The 15,411-nt window shown below is 71.7% G+C and carries 12 protein-coding genes; 6 read left to right on the plus strand and 6 right to left on the minus strand.

The window, feature by feature from the left end; all coding sequences use genetic code 11:
- Window positions 1-103: 103 nt before the first annotated feature.
- Window positions 104-1,162: an alcohol dehydrogenase catalytic domain-containing protein gene (locus tag CRP55_RS14740; protein WP_097320461.1), complete on the plus strand. Its 1,059-nt coding sequence runs from the start codon at window positions 104-106 to the stop codon at window positions 1,160-1,162.
- On the opposite strand, the gene CRP55_RS14745 is transcribed toward CRP55_RS14740, so the two are convergent.
- The 3 genes from CRP55_RS14745 to CRP55_RS14755 are packed head-to-tail and all read right to left on the minus strand — an operon-like array spanning window position 1,140 to window position 4,451.
- Entirely contained in the window at window positions 1,140-1,772 is a 633-nt protein-coding gene (locus CRP55_RS14745) for a phosphate signaling complex PhoU family protein (protein ID WP_097320462.1), read from the minus strand. The genes CRP55_RS14740 and CRP55_RS14745 overlap by 23 nt on opposite strands.
- Before the next feature lie 28 nt (window positions 1,773-1,800).
- The gene (locus CRP55_RS14750) at window positions 1,801-2,985 is read right to left on the minus strand and encodes a helix-turn-helix domain-containing protein (RefSeq protein ID WP_097320463.1); all 1,185 of its coding nucleotides are present in this window, start codon (window positions 2,983-2,985) and stop codon (window positions 1,801-1,803) included.
- Window positions 2,986-3,035: 50 nt separating this feature from the next.
- On the minus strand, window positions 3,036-4,451 hold the full coding sequence (locus CRP55_RS14755) for an aldehyde dehydrogenase family protein (RefSeq protein WP_097320464.1): 1,416 nt from the start codon (window positions 4,449-4,451) through the stop codon (window positions 3,036-3,038).
- Window positions 4,452-4,560: 109 nt separating this feature from the next.
- On the opposite strand from CRP55_RS14755, the gene CRP55_RS14760 reads away from it, so the two are divergent.
- Complete coding sequence (locus CRP55_RS14760; RefSeq protein WP_179855169.1) at window positions 4,561-5,874, plus strand: SGNH/GDSL hydrolase family protein; 1,314 nt, start codon at window positions 4,561-4,563, stop codon at window positions 5,872-5,874.
- A gap of 305 nt (window positions 5,875-6,179) precedes the next feature.
- On the opposite strand, the gene CRP55_RS14765 is transcribed toward CRP55_RS14760, so the two are convergent.
- A complete protein-coding gene (locus CRP55_RS14765; RefSeq protein WP_097320466.1) occupies window positions 6,180-6,482 on the minus strand; it encodes a LysR family transcriptional regulator in 303 nt (100 codons plus the stop codon).
- A gap of 93 nt (window positions 6,483-6,575) precedes the next feature.
- On the opposite strand from CRP55_RS14765, the gene CRP55_RS14770 reads away from it, so the two are divergent.
- Window positions 6,576-7,130, plus strand: coding sequence for a type 1 glutamine amidotransferase domain-containing protein (locus tag CRP55_RS14770; protein WP_097320467.1), 555 nt, complete (start codon window positions 6,576-6,578; stop codon window positions 7,128-7,130).
- 17 nt (window positions 7,131-7,147) lie between these two features.
- On the opposite strand, the gene CRP55_RS14780 is transcribed toward CRP55_RS14770, so the two are convergent.
- Window positions 7,148-9,898, minus strand: a complete 2,751-nt coding sequence (locus CRP55_RS14780; RefSeq protein WP_101536191.1) for a glycosyl hydrolase — start codon at window positions 9,896-9,898, stop codon at window positions 7,148-7,150.
- 208 nt (window positions 9,899-10,106) lie between these two features.
- On the opposite strand from CRP55_RS14780, the gene CRP55_RS14785 reads away from it, so the two are divergent.
- Both CRP55_RS14785 and CRP55_RS14790 read left to right on the plus strand, forming a co-directional pair.
- Window positions 10,107-11,717: a tetratricopeptide repeat protein gene (locus CRP55_RS14785; RefSeq protein WP_143234615.1), complete on the plus strand. Its 1,611-nt coding sequence runs from the start codon at window positions 10,107-10,109 to the stop codon at window positions 11,715-11,717.
- A 156-nt stretch (window positions 11,718-11,873) separates the two neighbouring features.
- Window positions 11,874-12,194 (plus strand): hypothetical protein, encoded by a 321-nt coding sequence (locus CRP55_RS14790; protein WP_143234616.1) that lies wholly within the window; start codon window positions 11,874-11,876, stop codon window positions 12,192-12,194.
- Here CRP55_RS14790 and CRP55_RS14795 read toward each other — a convergent pair.
- A complete protein-coding gene (locus tag CRP55_RS14795) occupies window positions 12,191-13,429 on the minus strand; it encodes a peptidoglycan DD-metalloendopeptidase family protein (protein ID WP_179855170.1) in 1,239 nt (412 codons plus the stop codon). The two genes, CRP55_RS14790 and CRP55_RS14795, sit on opposite strands and share 4 nt — an antisense overlap.
- A gap of 175 nt (window positions 13,430-13,604) precedes the next feature.
- Here CRP55_RS14795 and CRP55_RS14800 point away from each other — a divergent pair, with 175 nt between their 5' ends.
- A complete protein-coding gene (locus CRP55_RS14800; RefSeq protein WP_097320471.1) occupies window positions 13,605-14,795 on the plus strand; it encodes a PP2C family protein-serine/threonine phosphatase in 1,191 nt (396 codons plus the stop codon).
- Window positions 14,796-15,411: the final 616 nt, after the last annotated feature.

The following is a 15,411-nucleotide window of genomic DNA, read 5'->3' on the forward strand; positions in this document are numbered from 1 at the left end:
GCCTCGGCGAACGGCGCGGGCCCGCGAGGGCTGGCGCGGGGGCCGGCGGGGCTGTCGCATTATGCGACGGGGGCGGTCCTTCGCGGCCCCTAGCGTCGTCGGCATGAAGGCACTCGTCTATCACGGACCTGGGCGTAAGGCCTGGGAGGATGTTCCCGACGCGGCGGTTCAGGAGCCTACCGATGTCGTCGTGCGGGTTGACACCACCACGATCTGCGGCACCGACCTGCACATTCTGCACGGGGACGTGGCCGCGGTGACCGACGGGCGGATTCTCGGGCACGAGGCCGTCGGCACTGTCACGGCGGTCGGGGAAGCCGTCAAAGGGTTCGCTGCCGGTGACCGGGTGCTGGTTCCGGCGATCACCAAGTGCGGGCGGTGTTCGTACTGCCAGCGTGGCATGCCGTCGCACTGCCAGACCGTGGGTGGGATCGGGTGGATCTTCGGGCATCTGATCGACGGGACCCAGGCCGAGTTCGTTCGGGTGCCGTACGCCGACACGTCGCTCTACGCCGTGCCGGAGGGTGTCACCGACCAGCAGGCGATCTTCCTGGCCGATGCCCTGCCCACCGGGTATGAGGTCGGCGTGCTGGCCGGTGAGGTGCGGCCCGGGGCCGCCGTCGCCGTCGTCGGTGCCGGCGCGGTCGGGCTGGCCGCCATCCTCACCACCGGGCTGTGGGGGGCTTCGCGGGTCATCGCCATCGACTCCAACAAGTTCCGGCTCGAGAAGGCGCTCGAATTCGGCGCCACCGACGCCTTCGAAGCCGGGCCGGGTGCCGTCGACGACGTCCTCGCGCTCACCGACGGCGAGCAGGGGGTCGACGTCGCCATCGAAGCCGTCGGCTATCCCCAGACGCTGCTGACCGCGGCCTCACTCGTGCGGCCGGGCGGGACCATCGCCAACATCGGCGTGCACGGGGTGCCGGTCGAGCTGCCCATGCAGGACATGTGGATCAAGAATGTGCGGCTGACCATGGGGCTGGTCGACACCGTCTCGATCCCCACCCTGCTGAAGATGGTCGCCGGCGGGCGCATTCCGGCCGAGAAGATGGGCACCCACTCGTTCACCTTCGATCAGATTGACGAGGCGTACGAGGTCTTCGGCAACGCCGCGGCCCATGCGGCCCTGAAGGTCGTCATCACGCCGGCGCCAGCTCCATGACGTGCTGGCCGACGTTGACGGCGCGGTCGGCGAACCGCTCGTAGTAGCGGCCGAGCAGCGCGCCGTCGATGGCGGCCTCCACGCCCAGCGGCCACTCGGGGCTGAGCATCACGCTGAACAACCGGGTGTGCAGGCGGTCCATCTCGTCGTCGTCGCCGTCGAGCTGGGCCGCCAGCACCGCGTCGTGCCCGGCCAGCGCGGCCACGATCTTGCCGGCCAGCTCGTCGGCGACCGCGTTCATCGCGTGGAACAGCTCGGCCAGCTCGGGCGCCACCGCCGGTGCCGGGTTGCGGCGCAGCGTGGACCGGGCCACGTGCACGGCCAGCTCGCCCATGCGTTTGAGGTCGGCCGCCACGTTCACCGCGGTCAGCACCATGCGCAGTTCGGCGGGGGCCGGGTGCTTGGTGGCGACCAGGTCGTACGCCCTGTCCTCGGCGACCCGGTGCAGCACGCCGATCTCGACGCCGCGGTCGACCGCCTGCTGGGCCAGAGTGGGGTCGGCGGCGAGCAGCGCGGCCCCGGCCTGCCGCATCGTCTCGCGGACGGCCTTGGCCATGGTGACGAGGGTGCCGCTCACCCGGGCGAACTCATGATTGAAATCCTCGCGCACACGCAGACTCTACGGGGACAGCGCGAGATCAGGCGACCTGCATGCGGGCGCTCAAGCCGCGCAGCTCGCCTCCTCCGGACTGGCGGCGGGAGCGGTCCAGCAGCTCCTGCACGGTCTGGAACACTTCAGCCGAGCGGTGCACGTGCTGCGGGGCGATCCGCTCGGCCGTCAGCAGCAGCCGGATCGCCTCGCGGTCCCGGTTGCCCAGCGCCGCCAGCGCGCGGGCCGTGTCCGCGTAGTAGTAGACCTGGCGCAGCCCGATCGGCAGGGTGGCCGGCGTGGTCCGCCGGGCGATCTCCAGGGCGTGCCCGGGGTCGCCGTCCTCCGCCTCGATGCTGATCCGCCACAGGCCCACGTTCGTCGGCCCGAAATAGAGGCCCAGCGTGGTCGTCTCCCCCGTGCGCTGAGCCAGCGCCGCCGCCTCGGCCGACCAGGCGCGGCTCTCGTCGAGCCGCTTCCCGCTCTGGCTGGCCAGCGCGCACACCAGTTGCAGGCAGCCGAGCACCTCGGCCGCGCCGGGCCGGGCCAGATGCCGCTGCAACTCGCCGGCCGCCCTCTCGGCCAGGGTGAGGCCCCGCTGATGCGAGCCGGCGACCGTGGCCGCGCTGGCCCGGGTGTACGCCGCGTACCCCTTCAGCACCGGATCGCCGCACGCCTCCGCCGCCTCGTGGCAGCGTTCGGCGGCCAGCCACGCGTCGGCCGGCAGCTCGAGCTCCCGCAGCACGGACGAGGCGGTGGAGGCGACGGTGCTGAGCAGCCCCAGCGCCCGCGCCGCTTGCGGTCCCGCGGTCTCGACGTGCAGGTCGCGCAGCAGGCCGGGCAGGATCCGGGTCACCCCGGCGTAGTCGCACGCCTGGAGCAGCGTCTCGGCCAGGTCGGCCGTGCGGGCCAGCAGGTCGAGCGGCGGCGCGGCACCGTCACTGGGCTCGCTGAGATCAACATCGATGAGGGCCCGCCGTACGGCCTGAGCCCCGGCCAGCGCCGCCAGAAGCTCCCGGTCGGAGGTCGAGACCGGCGCGCCCACCAGGTCGGACGGCGAGCACTCGAGGGCGGCCGCGATGCCGCCGAGCGTGATCCGGTTGTCGGCCGACTGGAGGCCCCGCTCGATCCGGCTCCACGTGGCGTGTGAGATCCCGGCCCGGCTCGCCGCGTACCGGACGCTCCACCCCCTGGTGAGGCGCCGCGCCCGGATCCGCGTACCGACGTCGTTCATGGGCCGACCGTAGCGCCGTCAGTTTCCTCGGCGGTACAACCCCGTACCACTCAAATCTGAATGGCTTTGGTCTCGAGGAACTCCTCCAGGCCGGGCCGGCCGAACTCGCGGCCGTTGCCGGACTGCTTGTATCCGCCGAACGGGGCGAGCGGGTTCCAGTGGCCGTCGTTGACGTCGACCTGACCGGCGCGCAGCCGCCTCGCCACGGCCAGGGCGTGCTCACGCTCGCCGAAGACGCCGCTCGTCAGCCCGTACATCGTGCCGTTGGCGATGGCTACGGCCTCGTCCTCATCGGCGTACGGAATGATCGTCAGCACTGGCCCGAAGATCTCCTCCTGGGCGATGGCACCGGCCGGATCGACGTCGGCGAAGACGGTGGGACGCACGTACGCGCCGTCCTCGAAGCCCTCGGGCTTGCCGGGCCCGCCGTAGACCAGCCGGGCGCCGTCGGCGATGCCGCGCCGGATGTAGCCGTCGACCTTCCGCCGGTGCTCCTCCGAGGCCATCGGCCCGATGACCGTGGCCTCGTCGAGCGGATCGCCGACCGTGTACGCCGCGGCCGCCTTGACCACCCGCTCGACGATCTCGTCCTGGAGGTGGCGCGGGACGAGCATCCGCGGCCAGGCGCCGCAGACCTGCCCGCCGTTGGTGAAGCTCAGGGCCAGGCCCTTGGTCACGGCCTGATCGAGGTCGGCGCCGTCGAGGATCAGGTTGGCGCCCTTGCCGCCGAGCTCCAGGGCGACCCGCTTGACGGTCGCCGCCGCCACCTCGCCGATGCGGCGGCCGGCCCGCGTCGACCCGGTGAACGAGATCATGTCGATGCCGGGGTGGGCGGACATGGCCTCACCCACTGTCGGGCCGTCGCCGTAGACGACGTTGAGCACGCCGCCGGGCAGGCCGGCCCCGGCGGCGATCTCGGCCAGGATGGCGGCGGTCAGCGGCGCCTTCTCCGACGGCTTGAAGACGATCGTGTTGCCGGCGAGCAGGGCCGGCGTCAGCTTCGACACGACCTGCTGGAGCGGGAAGTTCCACGGCGTGATGGCGCCGACCACGCCGATCGGCTCGCGCACGATCAGCGAGCCGCCGACCTGCTCGGTCCAGGGGAAGTGGTCCACGACGCCGAGCATCGACTCGGTGACCAGCACCGGGAAGGCCGCCTGGGCGGTGCGGGACAGGGTGATCGGCGCGCCCATCTCCGAGGTGATGGCCGCGGCGATCTCCTCGGTGCGGCCCTTCAGGCCGTCGGCGATGCGGCGGACGACGGCGGCTCGCTCGGCCGGTGCGGTCGCGGCCCACGCGGGGAAGGCGGCCCGGGCGGCGGCGACGGCCAGGTCGACCTCGGCCGCGGTGCCGGCCGGGGTCTCGGCGACGGCTTCGCCGGTCGCGGGATTGACAACCTTGATGGTACGGCCGGAGGTGCCGGCAACAGCGGCGCCGCCGATCCAGTGGGTGATCGTTGTGGTCATGCCCCGACGATGGCGCGCTCCCGGGCGTACACCCATGGTCTTGCAAGCCTTGTATCGCCAGGGCAAGGCTGAGCATGATAGCGATGACCATCGATGAATGGGGAGTGACATGCTGCGAAGAATCGCCATGGCCTCGATCGCCCTCGTCCTGCTCACGCCGGCGGCGGCCGCCGCGCACGAACCACGGGCATCGGCCAGCGCGTGGACCGCCTCGGCCCAGGGCGCCTATCCCGACGGCTACACGGTCGGCCAGCCCGACCTGAGCACGGTCCTGCCCGGCAACCAGGCCCAGGACCAGACCCTGCGCATGATCGTCCAGCCGAACTCCGCGGGGTCGAGCTGGCGGGTCCGGCTGACCAACGAGTACGGCACCAAGCCGGTCACCTTCCGCAACGCGTACGCCGGCCTGCAGTCCAGCGGCGCCAACCTGGCGCCCGGCACCAACCGCCCGCTGTCGTTCTCGGGCCGGCGATCGGTCACCGTCCCGGCCGGCCGCACGGTGCTGAGCGACCCGGTCTCCGTACGCGTGACGAACGCGCAGTCGCAGCGCCTCGCGGTGAGCCTGCACGTGTCCGGGGCGAGCGGGCCCATGACGTGGCACGCGGCCTCGTTCACCACGTCCTACCTGACCGGCCCGAACGCCGGCGACCACACCCCCGACGTGGCCGACCTGGCCTACCCGTACACGACGACCTCGTGGTTCTTCCTCTCCGAGGTGCTGGTCCAGCGCCGCGACACCGCCACGGTGGTGGCCTTCGGCGACTCCATCACCGACGGCTTCTTCTCCACCATCAACGGCAGCGACCGCTGGCCCGACGTCCTCCAGCGCCGCCTCACCGCGTCCGGCAGCGACCTGCACGTCGTCACCGAGGCCATCGGCGGCAACATGGTCACCCGCATCGGCCGTACGCCCGGAGGCTGCACCCCGTGCGACGGCCCGCCCGCGGTCGACCGGCTCGACCGCGACGTGATCCAGCGCCCCGGCGTACGCGTCGTCATCCTGCTCGAGGGCATCAACGACCTGGGCGGCGGAGGCGCCACCGCGGAGCAGGTGATCGCCGGCTACCGGGAGATCATCCGCCGGGTCCACGCCCGCGGCATCAAGATCGTCGGCGCTACGCTGACCCCCTCCGCCGGCACCGAGTTCGGCCTCTACGGCACCCCCGAGACCGACGCCAAGCGCCGCGCCATCAACGACTTCATCCGCACCAGCGGCCAATTCGACGGCGTCGCCGACTTCTCGGCGGTCACCGAGGACCCGGCCAACCCCGGCCACCTGCTGCCCGCGTACGACACCAACAGCAGCGTCGGCGGCCCCGGCGACCACCTGCACCCCAACCGCGCCGGCTTCCTCGCCATGGCCGGCGCGATCAACCTGACCCAGCTCGAACGCCTCGCCGCCCGGACGGGGTCGCTGGTGTAGATCGCGATGCCGCGACTCGGCCACGGCAAGCGTCACGGCGGCGGCCGTCGCCGCGAAAGCCTCGCCAGCGCCGTGATCGCAGCCGATCACGGGGCCGCCACGGCGAGGCTCTTGCCAAGGATCGACATGCCCGTCAGTCGACGAGTTCCCCGTACCCGCGCGACCGGGTGCGGGGAGCGGCCACCATCTTCAAGCCGCGGGTGTCTCGGGCGATCGTCCTCGGGAACTCCCGCGACATCGCCGCCGAGCTCGTCGCCAGATGCACCGTGTCGACGCACGCCGGGCAGATGAAGCGGACTTTGGCCTCAGGGCTTCTTCGCGCCGTCGTGGGGGCAGCGGATGCAGTCGCCGGCGTCGCCGGCGGTCAGGCGGACGGTGTCGACGGCGGCCAAGGCTGTGCGGGCGGAATCGAGGGTGGCGTGGCCGGCCTGGGTGAGGGCCACGTGGTGGGTGCTTCGGTCGAAGAGCTGCTTGCCCAGGTCACGTTCCAAGTCGCGGATCGTGCGGGAGACCGCGGACTGGGCCATGCGCAGGCGGGTGGCCGCCCCGGAGAAGCTGCCCTCCTCGGCCACGGCCACGAAGGTGCTGAGATGTCGCAGGTCAACCACGGTGCGAGCGTACTCCGGCGGTTATCTCCAGACGGCATAACCGGTGGGCCGCGGACTCCATACGGTCGAGTCAGCAACCAAGTGGAGGAAGCAATGGCATCTGTACTCGTCGTGTTGTCGTCGGCCCGCGTATGGACCTGGACCGACGGCACGCAGCACGAGGAGATGCGCGGCTACCTGAAAAGCCTGGCCGGTGTGCTGGAGAAGCCGGTGCGGCTGGAGGACGTCGATCCGGCCGGCTTCGACGCCGTGCTGATTCCGGGTGGGCACGGGCCCATGCAGGATCTGGCCGTCAACGCGGACATCGCCCGGGTGCTGGCGGCCATGCTGCCGGATCCGGGCAAGACCGTGGCGGCGCTGTGCCATGGGCTGGCGGCGTTCCTGCCCGCCGGAGCGCCCGACGGCAGCTGGCTGTTCCGGGGACGGCGGATGACCTCGTTCATCGATGACGAGGAGCGGCAGGCCCAGCTCGCCGAGCATGCGCCGTGGCTGCTGGAGACTCGGCTGCGCCAGGCCGGCGCCGTGTTCGAGGGTGGGCCGGCCTGGGCGTCGCACGTGGTGGTGGACGGCAATCTGGTCACCGGGCAGAGCCCCGCCTCCGCGAAGGCGGCCGGCGAGGCTCTGCTGACGGCGATCGGCCGCGGCTGACCGAAAAGGCTGATCAATCAGCAGGCGTAGACGCGGAACTCCCACAGCGAGTAGCCGTACGGGGTTCCGCGCTCCGTGCCGTAGACGCGCACGTAGCGGGCGGTGCCGCTGAGCGCGTGCGTCACCTGGCCGCCGGCCCCGGTGCCGGTCACCGTGACGGCCGGCGTCCAGGTGGTGCCGTCGGCCGAGGTCTCGACGCGGTAGGAGCGGGCGTACGCGGCCTCCCAGTTCAGCTCGGCCCGGTTCAGCGTGCGGGTGGAGCCCAGGTCGACCTGGATCCACTGGGGGTCGGCGAAGGCGGACGACCAGCGGGTGCCGGTGTCGCCGTCGACCGCGTTGCCGCCGGGGTACGCGGCCGACTCGCTGGACGAGACGGTGACGGGCCGGCCCTGGGAAGCGAGAGTGTTGCAGCCGGTTGACGGGGTACCGCCGCCGCCCGACCAGTTGACCGCGCCGCCGGCCACCGTGCGGCCGGCGGGCAACGACAACGTCCGGCCGTCGGAGAAGGTCACGGTCTGTGCCGCGCTGGTGATGTTCGAGGCCACGTACGTCCGAGCCCCGTTCTTGACGAAGACCTTGGCCAGCGGGTGATTGGCGGTGACGGTGGTGTCGACCTGGCCGAGCGCGGCGAGGTTGCGGATCCAATGGAAGGTGTGGGCTTTGCTCTCACCTTCCTCCGGGGTGTACGACGGGTCGGCCCGGAACCGCGAGAGCGCGCCGTCGGGGTCGCCGAGGGCGAGGTACTGCCAGAGCATGTCGCGCCAGAGCGTGGGCTCGCCGCCGTTGTTGCGGACCATTTCGGCGTACGTGCCGCGGACCGCGGCCGGATGGTCGCCCAGGTAGAACTGGCCGCCCGTGATCGGCAGCATGTTGATGCCGACGATCATCTCGTGCTCGCCGGAGAACCAGGTCGCGTACGCGCCGCCCGAGCCCCACACGATCGCCGAGTAGTTGTGGCCCCAGCTGGCCGGGAAGTTCTCGTTGCGTACGTCGAACCAATATTCGTTGATCGCCGCGGCCTGGGTCGTGTAGATCCAGACGCCGGCGTCGCGGACCGTGGTGTTGCCGGTGGCCTGGCCCCACTGGATCAGCGCGTTGGCGAAGTTCTGCCCCTCCGACGAGGACTCCTGGTTGTTGCCGGCGCCGAACGAGCCGTGCCCGGACGCCCAGTCGTGGCCCTCGTAGATGTCGAAGTCGCGCAGGTAGGGGAAGCGCGTGTCGGAGCGGTCGTAGTTGTTGGCGTCGCGGATGAGCAGGTCGACCATGCCGCCGTAACGCGCGCTCGAGGCCCAGGTGGGATCGAACTTGGCGAGGGTGGCCGCGGCGGCCACGAAGTAGCCGTAGTGGAAGTGGTGGTCGTTGAGCTCCTGGTCGGATCCGTAGGACGCCGGGTAGCCGATCAGCGTGCCCCAGTTGCGGTCGTAGTAGAAGACGCGGGAGGTCTTGCCGGCCGAGGCGGTGAACCAGTCGGTCAGCCGCGTGCGGATGACGTTCAGCGCCGAGTCACGCACGGTGGTCAGGCTCAGCTGGTCGGCGATCTCCGCGATGCGGGCGGCACGGCCAAGACCTTTTCCCGTCCAGTACGTGTCGTCGCCGCGGAAGTCGGCCGGATTGTTCAGCTCGGCCGTGAGGTAGTTCGTGATCGTGGTGAGGTCGGCTCCGGAGGAGTCGGCGACGGCGGGGATCTCCGGGAGCACACCGGTGTACGACATCGAGGTGCTGAACTGGGTGCCGGTGACGATGCGCATGGCGCCGCGCGGCGAGACGTAGGTCGGCCCGAGTGGTGTGGAGCCGGTGAGGTAGCGCCACTGGTGCGGGTAGAGCGCGATGACGGTGCCGGTGCCGCTGCCCTCACGGGCGGTGGTCGTCACGGCGTACGTCGAAGAGACCGTGCCGTTGCTTTGGTTGTAGGAGTACGAGAGGCGGCTGCCGGTGACGTGGTTGTGCGCGTACGGGGTGAAGCGGTCGGCCAGGGCGATCTTGTCGACCGTGCTGGTGCCGCCGGTGGTCGGCAGGACGGCGACGGAGAGGTAGCCGCGACCGGCCAGGCTGGAGCGGATGGTGGTGCCGCTCAGCGTCCAGGTGGCGCCGGACGGCGCCCAGGCGACGTAGTCGTGGCCGCCGATCGAGAAGCCGATCCGGTTGCCGCTGTTCGACCAGGCGGTGGGCGGCCCGGTGATGGTCAGGACGGCGTCGCCGCCGGTCACCTGGTAGTACGACAGGGGCAGGCCGCGGCCGATGGTGGCCCTCAAGGTACGGCCGCCGCCGCTGAGCAGGGTGCTGACCGTCCAATCGCTCCAGTCGTCGACCAGAGCCTGTGCGGCGGTGAGGCCGTCGACGCCGACGCGCACGTGTTCCGCGTACGGGTAGTGGTATTCGCCGGTGCCGGTGGCGGAGCCGCTGATCGCGGCGTCGGTCTGGTAGGACAGGCCCATGCCGCCGGCGCCGGGCTGGTAGGCGGCGGGGCCGGCGAACAACGGTGTCGAGAACTGGCAGTCGACACGCTTGAAGAGCAGCGAAGACCACCAGTCATTGGTGGGTACGGGGCCGGCGGGCGCGTTGCCGGTGACGTACTGCCGGGGGTTGGTGGAGATCGAGCCGCAGCCGGTGGGCAGGCTGCGCCCGGCCGGGAGGGTCTCGAGGTAGCTGCCGGCGCCGACCGGTGCGGCCGACGCGCTTGCCGTGGTCACGGCCAGGCCGCCGGCGGTGATCGCGGTGAGGGCCACGATCAGGCCGGCGAGGCGTCTGCGGGTACGAGGACGGGTCATGGGACGGGCCTCCTGGGGATGGGGAATTCCCGTGAGAGCGCTCTCCGAGTTTCGGAAGGTTATCCATTACAGAGAGAAACGTCAATGTAACTTCGGGCAGCCTTTTCACCGCCGTCCGCCCGGTCGGATCAGGGACACCGCCGCATGGGCGACAGGACGCCGGCGTCCGCCCGGCTACGGTCGCGCGTGATCGGGGGGATGCGCGAACGTGGCCGAGAATCGACGGGGGCGCCGCGAAGGCGCCCTGGATGCTGCCCAGCCCACGCACCGGCGAGACTTCGCCGCCCGCTTGCGAGCCCTGCGGGAGGAATGCGGCCGGCCGACATATCGCGAGCTGAGCAAGCTGGCACACACCAGCTACAACAGCCTGTCCGAGGCGGCTTCCGGCCGCCGCTTGCCGACATGGCCGACCACCCGCGGCTACGTGACCGCCTGCCTGCACCACACCGGCCGCGCCGCGGACGTCGAGCGGCTGCTCCCCCGGTGGCGCCGCGCCTGGGAAGACGCCGACATCCTCGAGCGCGCCGAGCGCCTCGAAGCACCGGCCGCAGTTCCGCCTGATGCCGCGGCCCCCACGAGCCGGCCACGGCCTCTGCTCCGGCCCCTGGTGGCGTTGCTGAGCGTGGTGGTTCTGATGGCGACCATGGCCGCCGCCGGGGTCAGCGAGCGGGGACCGGCGCCGATGAACGGGCTCTACAACATTCTCGTCGCGCCGTTCGAAGGGGTGCCCGGGCTCCAGCAGACCGTGCTGCGTGACCTTCGGGACTGGGCGGCGGCGGATTCGGGCATCGGCGTACGGGAGGTGGCCGCCCGGCCGCCGGCGCCGGGGCTCGGTGGGCTGGCCGCGGCCCACGGCGCCGACGTCGTCCTCAGCGGACGCGCCGGAGACGACGGCATGGTCGTCGACCTGCTGCTCACCGAGCGGGTCTTCGCGGAGACGCCGGAGTTCGCCGGGCATCACGAGTTGCGGCTGACCGAGCCGGCCGACCTCGTCCGCGGCAACATCGTGGCCGGACGGCGCCTGGCCGACGACGCCGTCCGCTACGTCAAGGCGGTCGTCGCCTTCGTGCGCGGGCTGGGCCACTACGCGCTCGACGACTTCCCGCGCGCCGAACAGGAGTTCCGCGCCGCCGACCGCGAGCTGGGCACCGCGCCGCACGCCGAGATGATCCTGCTGATGCTGGGGAACACCCAGGGGCGTCAGGGCCGGTACGCGGAAGCCGCCACCACCTTCCGCCGCGCCCTGAAGGTGGCGCCGGGTCATGCGCGGGCGACCATCGGCCTGGCCGAGTCCCTCCGCGCCGAGTCCGGCTGCCGGCGCGCCCCGCTGCTGCGCGAGGCGCTCGGCCTCTACCGGGCCGCACTGCCCGCCGGCGACACCACCCTGCTGCGGATGAAGACGCACCTCGGGCTCGGTCTCACCTACCAATGCCTGGGCGACACCAGGGCCGACGGCGAGTTCGCCACGGTCCTGCGCCTCCACGAGGACGGCCGGCTGAGCGCAGAGGCCGGCCGGCAGTCGTTGCGCCTGGCCGCGGAGGCCCGAGCCGGCCAGGCGCTCCCGGCTCCTCTCACCGCCGTCGCCACCCGCAGCACCACCGGCCCGTTCGCCGTACGCCCGCACGAGCTCACCGAGGCCGCGCGCGCCTACGAGGAGGCCCTGGCCCTGCTGGATCGCATCGACGTCGACCGCCCGGCCCTCCGCGAGCGCAAGCTGGTCTTCCTTCGCAACCTGCGAGAGGTGTACGAGGCCACGGGCGCCACCACCGAAACCCGCACCGTGGACGAACGCATCCGCCAGACGGAAACCGCGCGATGAGACGTTCCCTTCACCACCGAGTCCCGCGTCCGATGGGAAGTGCTCTCCTCCGGCGCCGGGTCGCCGCGTCGCCGACCAGGTCAAATTCTTCCTCGGCGGGCGGCGGGGATTGTCGCGAGGAGCAGTCCACCAAGCCCCCACATCACCGTCCCGCCCGTGGTGGAGATTCCCGATATGCCGGTCTTCTGCCTCGACGGCTTTCGGGAGCCGGCGAAGGTCACCGTCACCGTCACCAGCCCGTCCGCTCCCGAAATCCGCCATATCCGGCTCCAGCAACTGGCGGGCATCCCCTGGCTGATCCCCGCCGGCAGCCCGGCCGGCCACTACCGCGTCCGCGCCACGCAGGGCGGCCGCAGCGCCACCGCGGAGTTCGAGGTGCGCCGGGCCACCCGCCCGCGCATGTGGATCACGCCGGACGACGCCGAACCCGGCGAGCTCGGAGGCCCGCCGGGTTCGGTGTTCTGGGTGCAGAGCTAGGCGAACACCTGCCAGCCGTTGCCGATCACGCTGCCGGCGCCGTACGGCGCCGTGGCCGAGCCGCTGTGCTTGTACAGCAGCAGCGTTCCGTCCGGGCGGGTGGCCACGACATCGGTGTTCCCGTCGCCGGTGACGTCGCCCGCGGTGATCCGGTTGATCGCGCCCCAGCCGTCGCCGATCGTGGCCGGCAGGCTGTACGGCGCCGAGTCCGACCCGCTGTTGGCGTAGAGGAACAGGCCGCCGGCCGGGTTCGTCGTCAGCAGGTCGGCCCGCTTGTCACCGGTGATGTCGGCGACCACGATCCGGTCCATGATGGTGAAGCCCTCGCCGATCACGGCGGCGCCGGCGTACGGCTGGTCGGCCGATCCGGTGTTGGCGTAGAGGAGCAGTTCGCCGTCCGGGCGGCTGACCACGATGTCGGCCCGCCCGTCCCCGGTCACGTCACCGACCATGAACCGGTTGAACTGGTGCCAGGAACTGCCGACGACCTTTCCGCTGCCGTACGGCTGGTTGTCGTCCCCGGTGTTCGGGTAGAGCAGCAGGGCCCCGTCCGGCCGTACGGCCAGAATGTCGGCCCTCTTGCCGCCCGTCACCGGGCCCGCGGCGAACCACATGAAGCCCTGCCAGCCGGCGCCGACCACCTTGCCGCTGCCGTACGGCGCGTCCGTCCCCGAGTTGGTGTAGAGCCACAGCGACCCGTCCGGCTTACGGGCCAGCAGGTCGGCGTGGCCGTCGCCGGTCACGTCGGCCGCCACCACCCCGCTCGTCGAGACCGGCCCGGTGCCGCCGTTGTAGCTGGTCAGCACCTGGCTGTGGCCGATCTGCACCTGCACCGGCTCGCCGTTGAACACCGAGCGGACCGTCTCGCCGTCCGACATCTGCTCGAAGTGCAGGTGCGGGGCGCCGCTGTCGCCGGTGCTGCCGACCCGGCCGATGCGCTGGCCCTGCGTCACCGTCTGGCCCTCGGAGACCGCCGGCTGTTCGATCATGTGCAGGTAGCGGGTCTGCCAGCCGTTGCCGTGGTCGATGCGCACGAAGTTGCCGCCGCCACCCTCGTAGCGGGCCCGCACGACCTTGCCGGCCGCCGCGGCCAGGATGGGGCGGCCGTTGGAGTCGCCGCCCTGGCGGGTCAGGTCGAGGCTGTTCGGGTTCGGCTTGTGGTCGGCTCGTGTCTGCGCGAGCCACTTCTCCCCGTACGGGAAAGGAAGTTGGAAGTTCGGTCTTGCTCCGGACATCGGTGTTTCCCCCGTTCTGACAGCGGAAGTGCTGTGCCACCCACGCTGGCCGAGCCGCCCCGGCGAGCGGAACAGCCTGTCCGAAGCCCCGAACATTGGGAATGTCACCGCAGGTCAGCGCTTTGTTCGAACCCGAGGTCGAACAATCGGCGGCGGCGATGGAAGATGGTGGACGATGCTCTCGTCGATGGAGGCCGTGCGCCGGCTCATGGATCTGCGGCACCGTGGGCGGGCCGAGGACCTGCCGGCGGTGCTGGCCGAGGCCGCGCCCCTGCTCGACGCCGAGGCGGCCAGCGTCCTGTTGATCGACTATGGGCAGGTGGCGCTGCACCCGCTGCGCGGCACCACCACCGGCACGACGACCACCCAGACGGTCGAGGACACCCCGGCCGGGCGGGCCTTCACCACCGCCGAGCAGCAGTGGCGGGAGAGCGACGACGGCGGCAAGCTGTGGCTGCCCCTGCTGCACGGCGCCGAACGGCTCGGCGTGCTGGAGTTCCGGGTCAAGGCCTATCCGGCCGCCTCCACCCGGCACGACCTCGAGGTGATCGCGGCGCTGGTGGCCGAGCTGATCGCCAGCCGGCGCTTCTACGGCGACGCGGTCGAGCACACCCGGCGGCGCCTGCCCATGCAACTCCCGGCCGAGATCATCTGGAACCAATTGCCGCCGCTGACGTTCGCGGTGGACGGCACGATGGTCACGGCCGTGCTCGAACCCTGCTACGAGGTGGGCGGCGACGCGTTCGACTACGCGGCCAACGGCGACGTGCTGCACGTGGCGCTGTTCGACACGGTGGGGCACGGGATCAGCGCGAGCGCGCTCACCACGCTGACGCTGAACACGTACCGCAACGCCCGCCGCTCCGGGCTCTCCCTGATCGACACCTGCCGCTCGATCGACAAGTGGGTCCACGCGCAATATCCGGGTGCCTTCGTCACGGCGCTGCTGTCCGAGCTGGACATGCCGACCGGCACGTACCGGCGGATCAGCGCCGGCCACCCGGCCGAGATCTTCCTGCGCGACGGGCGGATGCTGCCGGCGCTGCCGACCCCGAACACGCTGCCGCTGGGCCTCGGCCACATGCTCTCGCGGCCGCCGGAGGTCATCGAAGAGCGGCTGCGGCCGGGCGACGCGCTGGTCTTCTACACCGACGGCATCACCGAGGCGAGGGACGCGTCGGGCGCGCTGTTCGGCGTCGAACGGCTCGGCGATTTCATGCTGGGCGCGCTGCGCGACGGCAGTCCGGCACCCGAGGCGATGCGCCGATTGATTCAGACCATCGTGTCGTACGAGGATGGAGAGCTCCGCGACGACGCCACGGCGGCCATGCTCCAATGGCGCCGCCACGACAACGAGCCTGGGTAGGGTGACGCCCGGATGCCGGCGCCGTGGTCAAACCCTCGTCCAAAAGGATTCGGCGCCGGCATCCGTGCGCTGAGATCAGTATTCCGCCCGCACCCTTCACAGCGGCACAGCCACATGTCTCGATCTACCCCGCCCAAGATCGCCGTCACGGTGGCGTTCGGCCGGTCCACCAAAGCCAGTAGATCAGAAATACCCGATTTGTCGGAGATGCAGCCCACTATGGCCTAGAATCCGCCTCGCCGCTTCCGCACCCCCGGTACCGCGCCCTTCCCTACCACGCCCTTCACTTCGACCCCCATCTTGGCGCCCCCACTTCCGCGTCCCACTTCCACGTCCCACCTGCGCCCCACCTGCGCGCCCCACCTGCGCGCCCCACCTCCGCGCCCCACCTGCGCGCCCCACCTCCGCGCCCCACCTCCGCGCCCCACCTCCGCGCCCCACCTCCGCGCCCCACCTCCGCGCCCCACCTCCGCGCCCCACCTCCGCGCCCGTCCGCTCGCGCCGGCGCGAGCGGACGGGCGGGCTGGGGGCTGGACCGGCCCAAGCGGCGCGGCCCGAAGCGGGACGGGCCCAGGCGGCGCGGGCCGGGACGAGACGAGCCCAGGCGGCGCGGGCC

The sequence above is a fragment of the Paractinoplanes atraurantiacus genome, from assembly GCF_900215205.1.
Lineage (GTDB): Bacteria > Actinomycetota > Actinomycetes > Mycobacteriales > Micromonosporaceae > Actinoplanes > Actinoplanes atraurantiacus.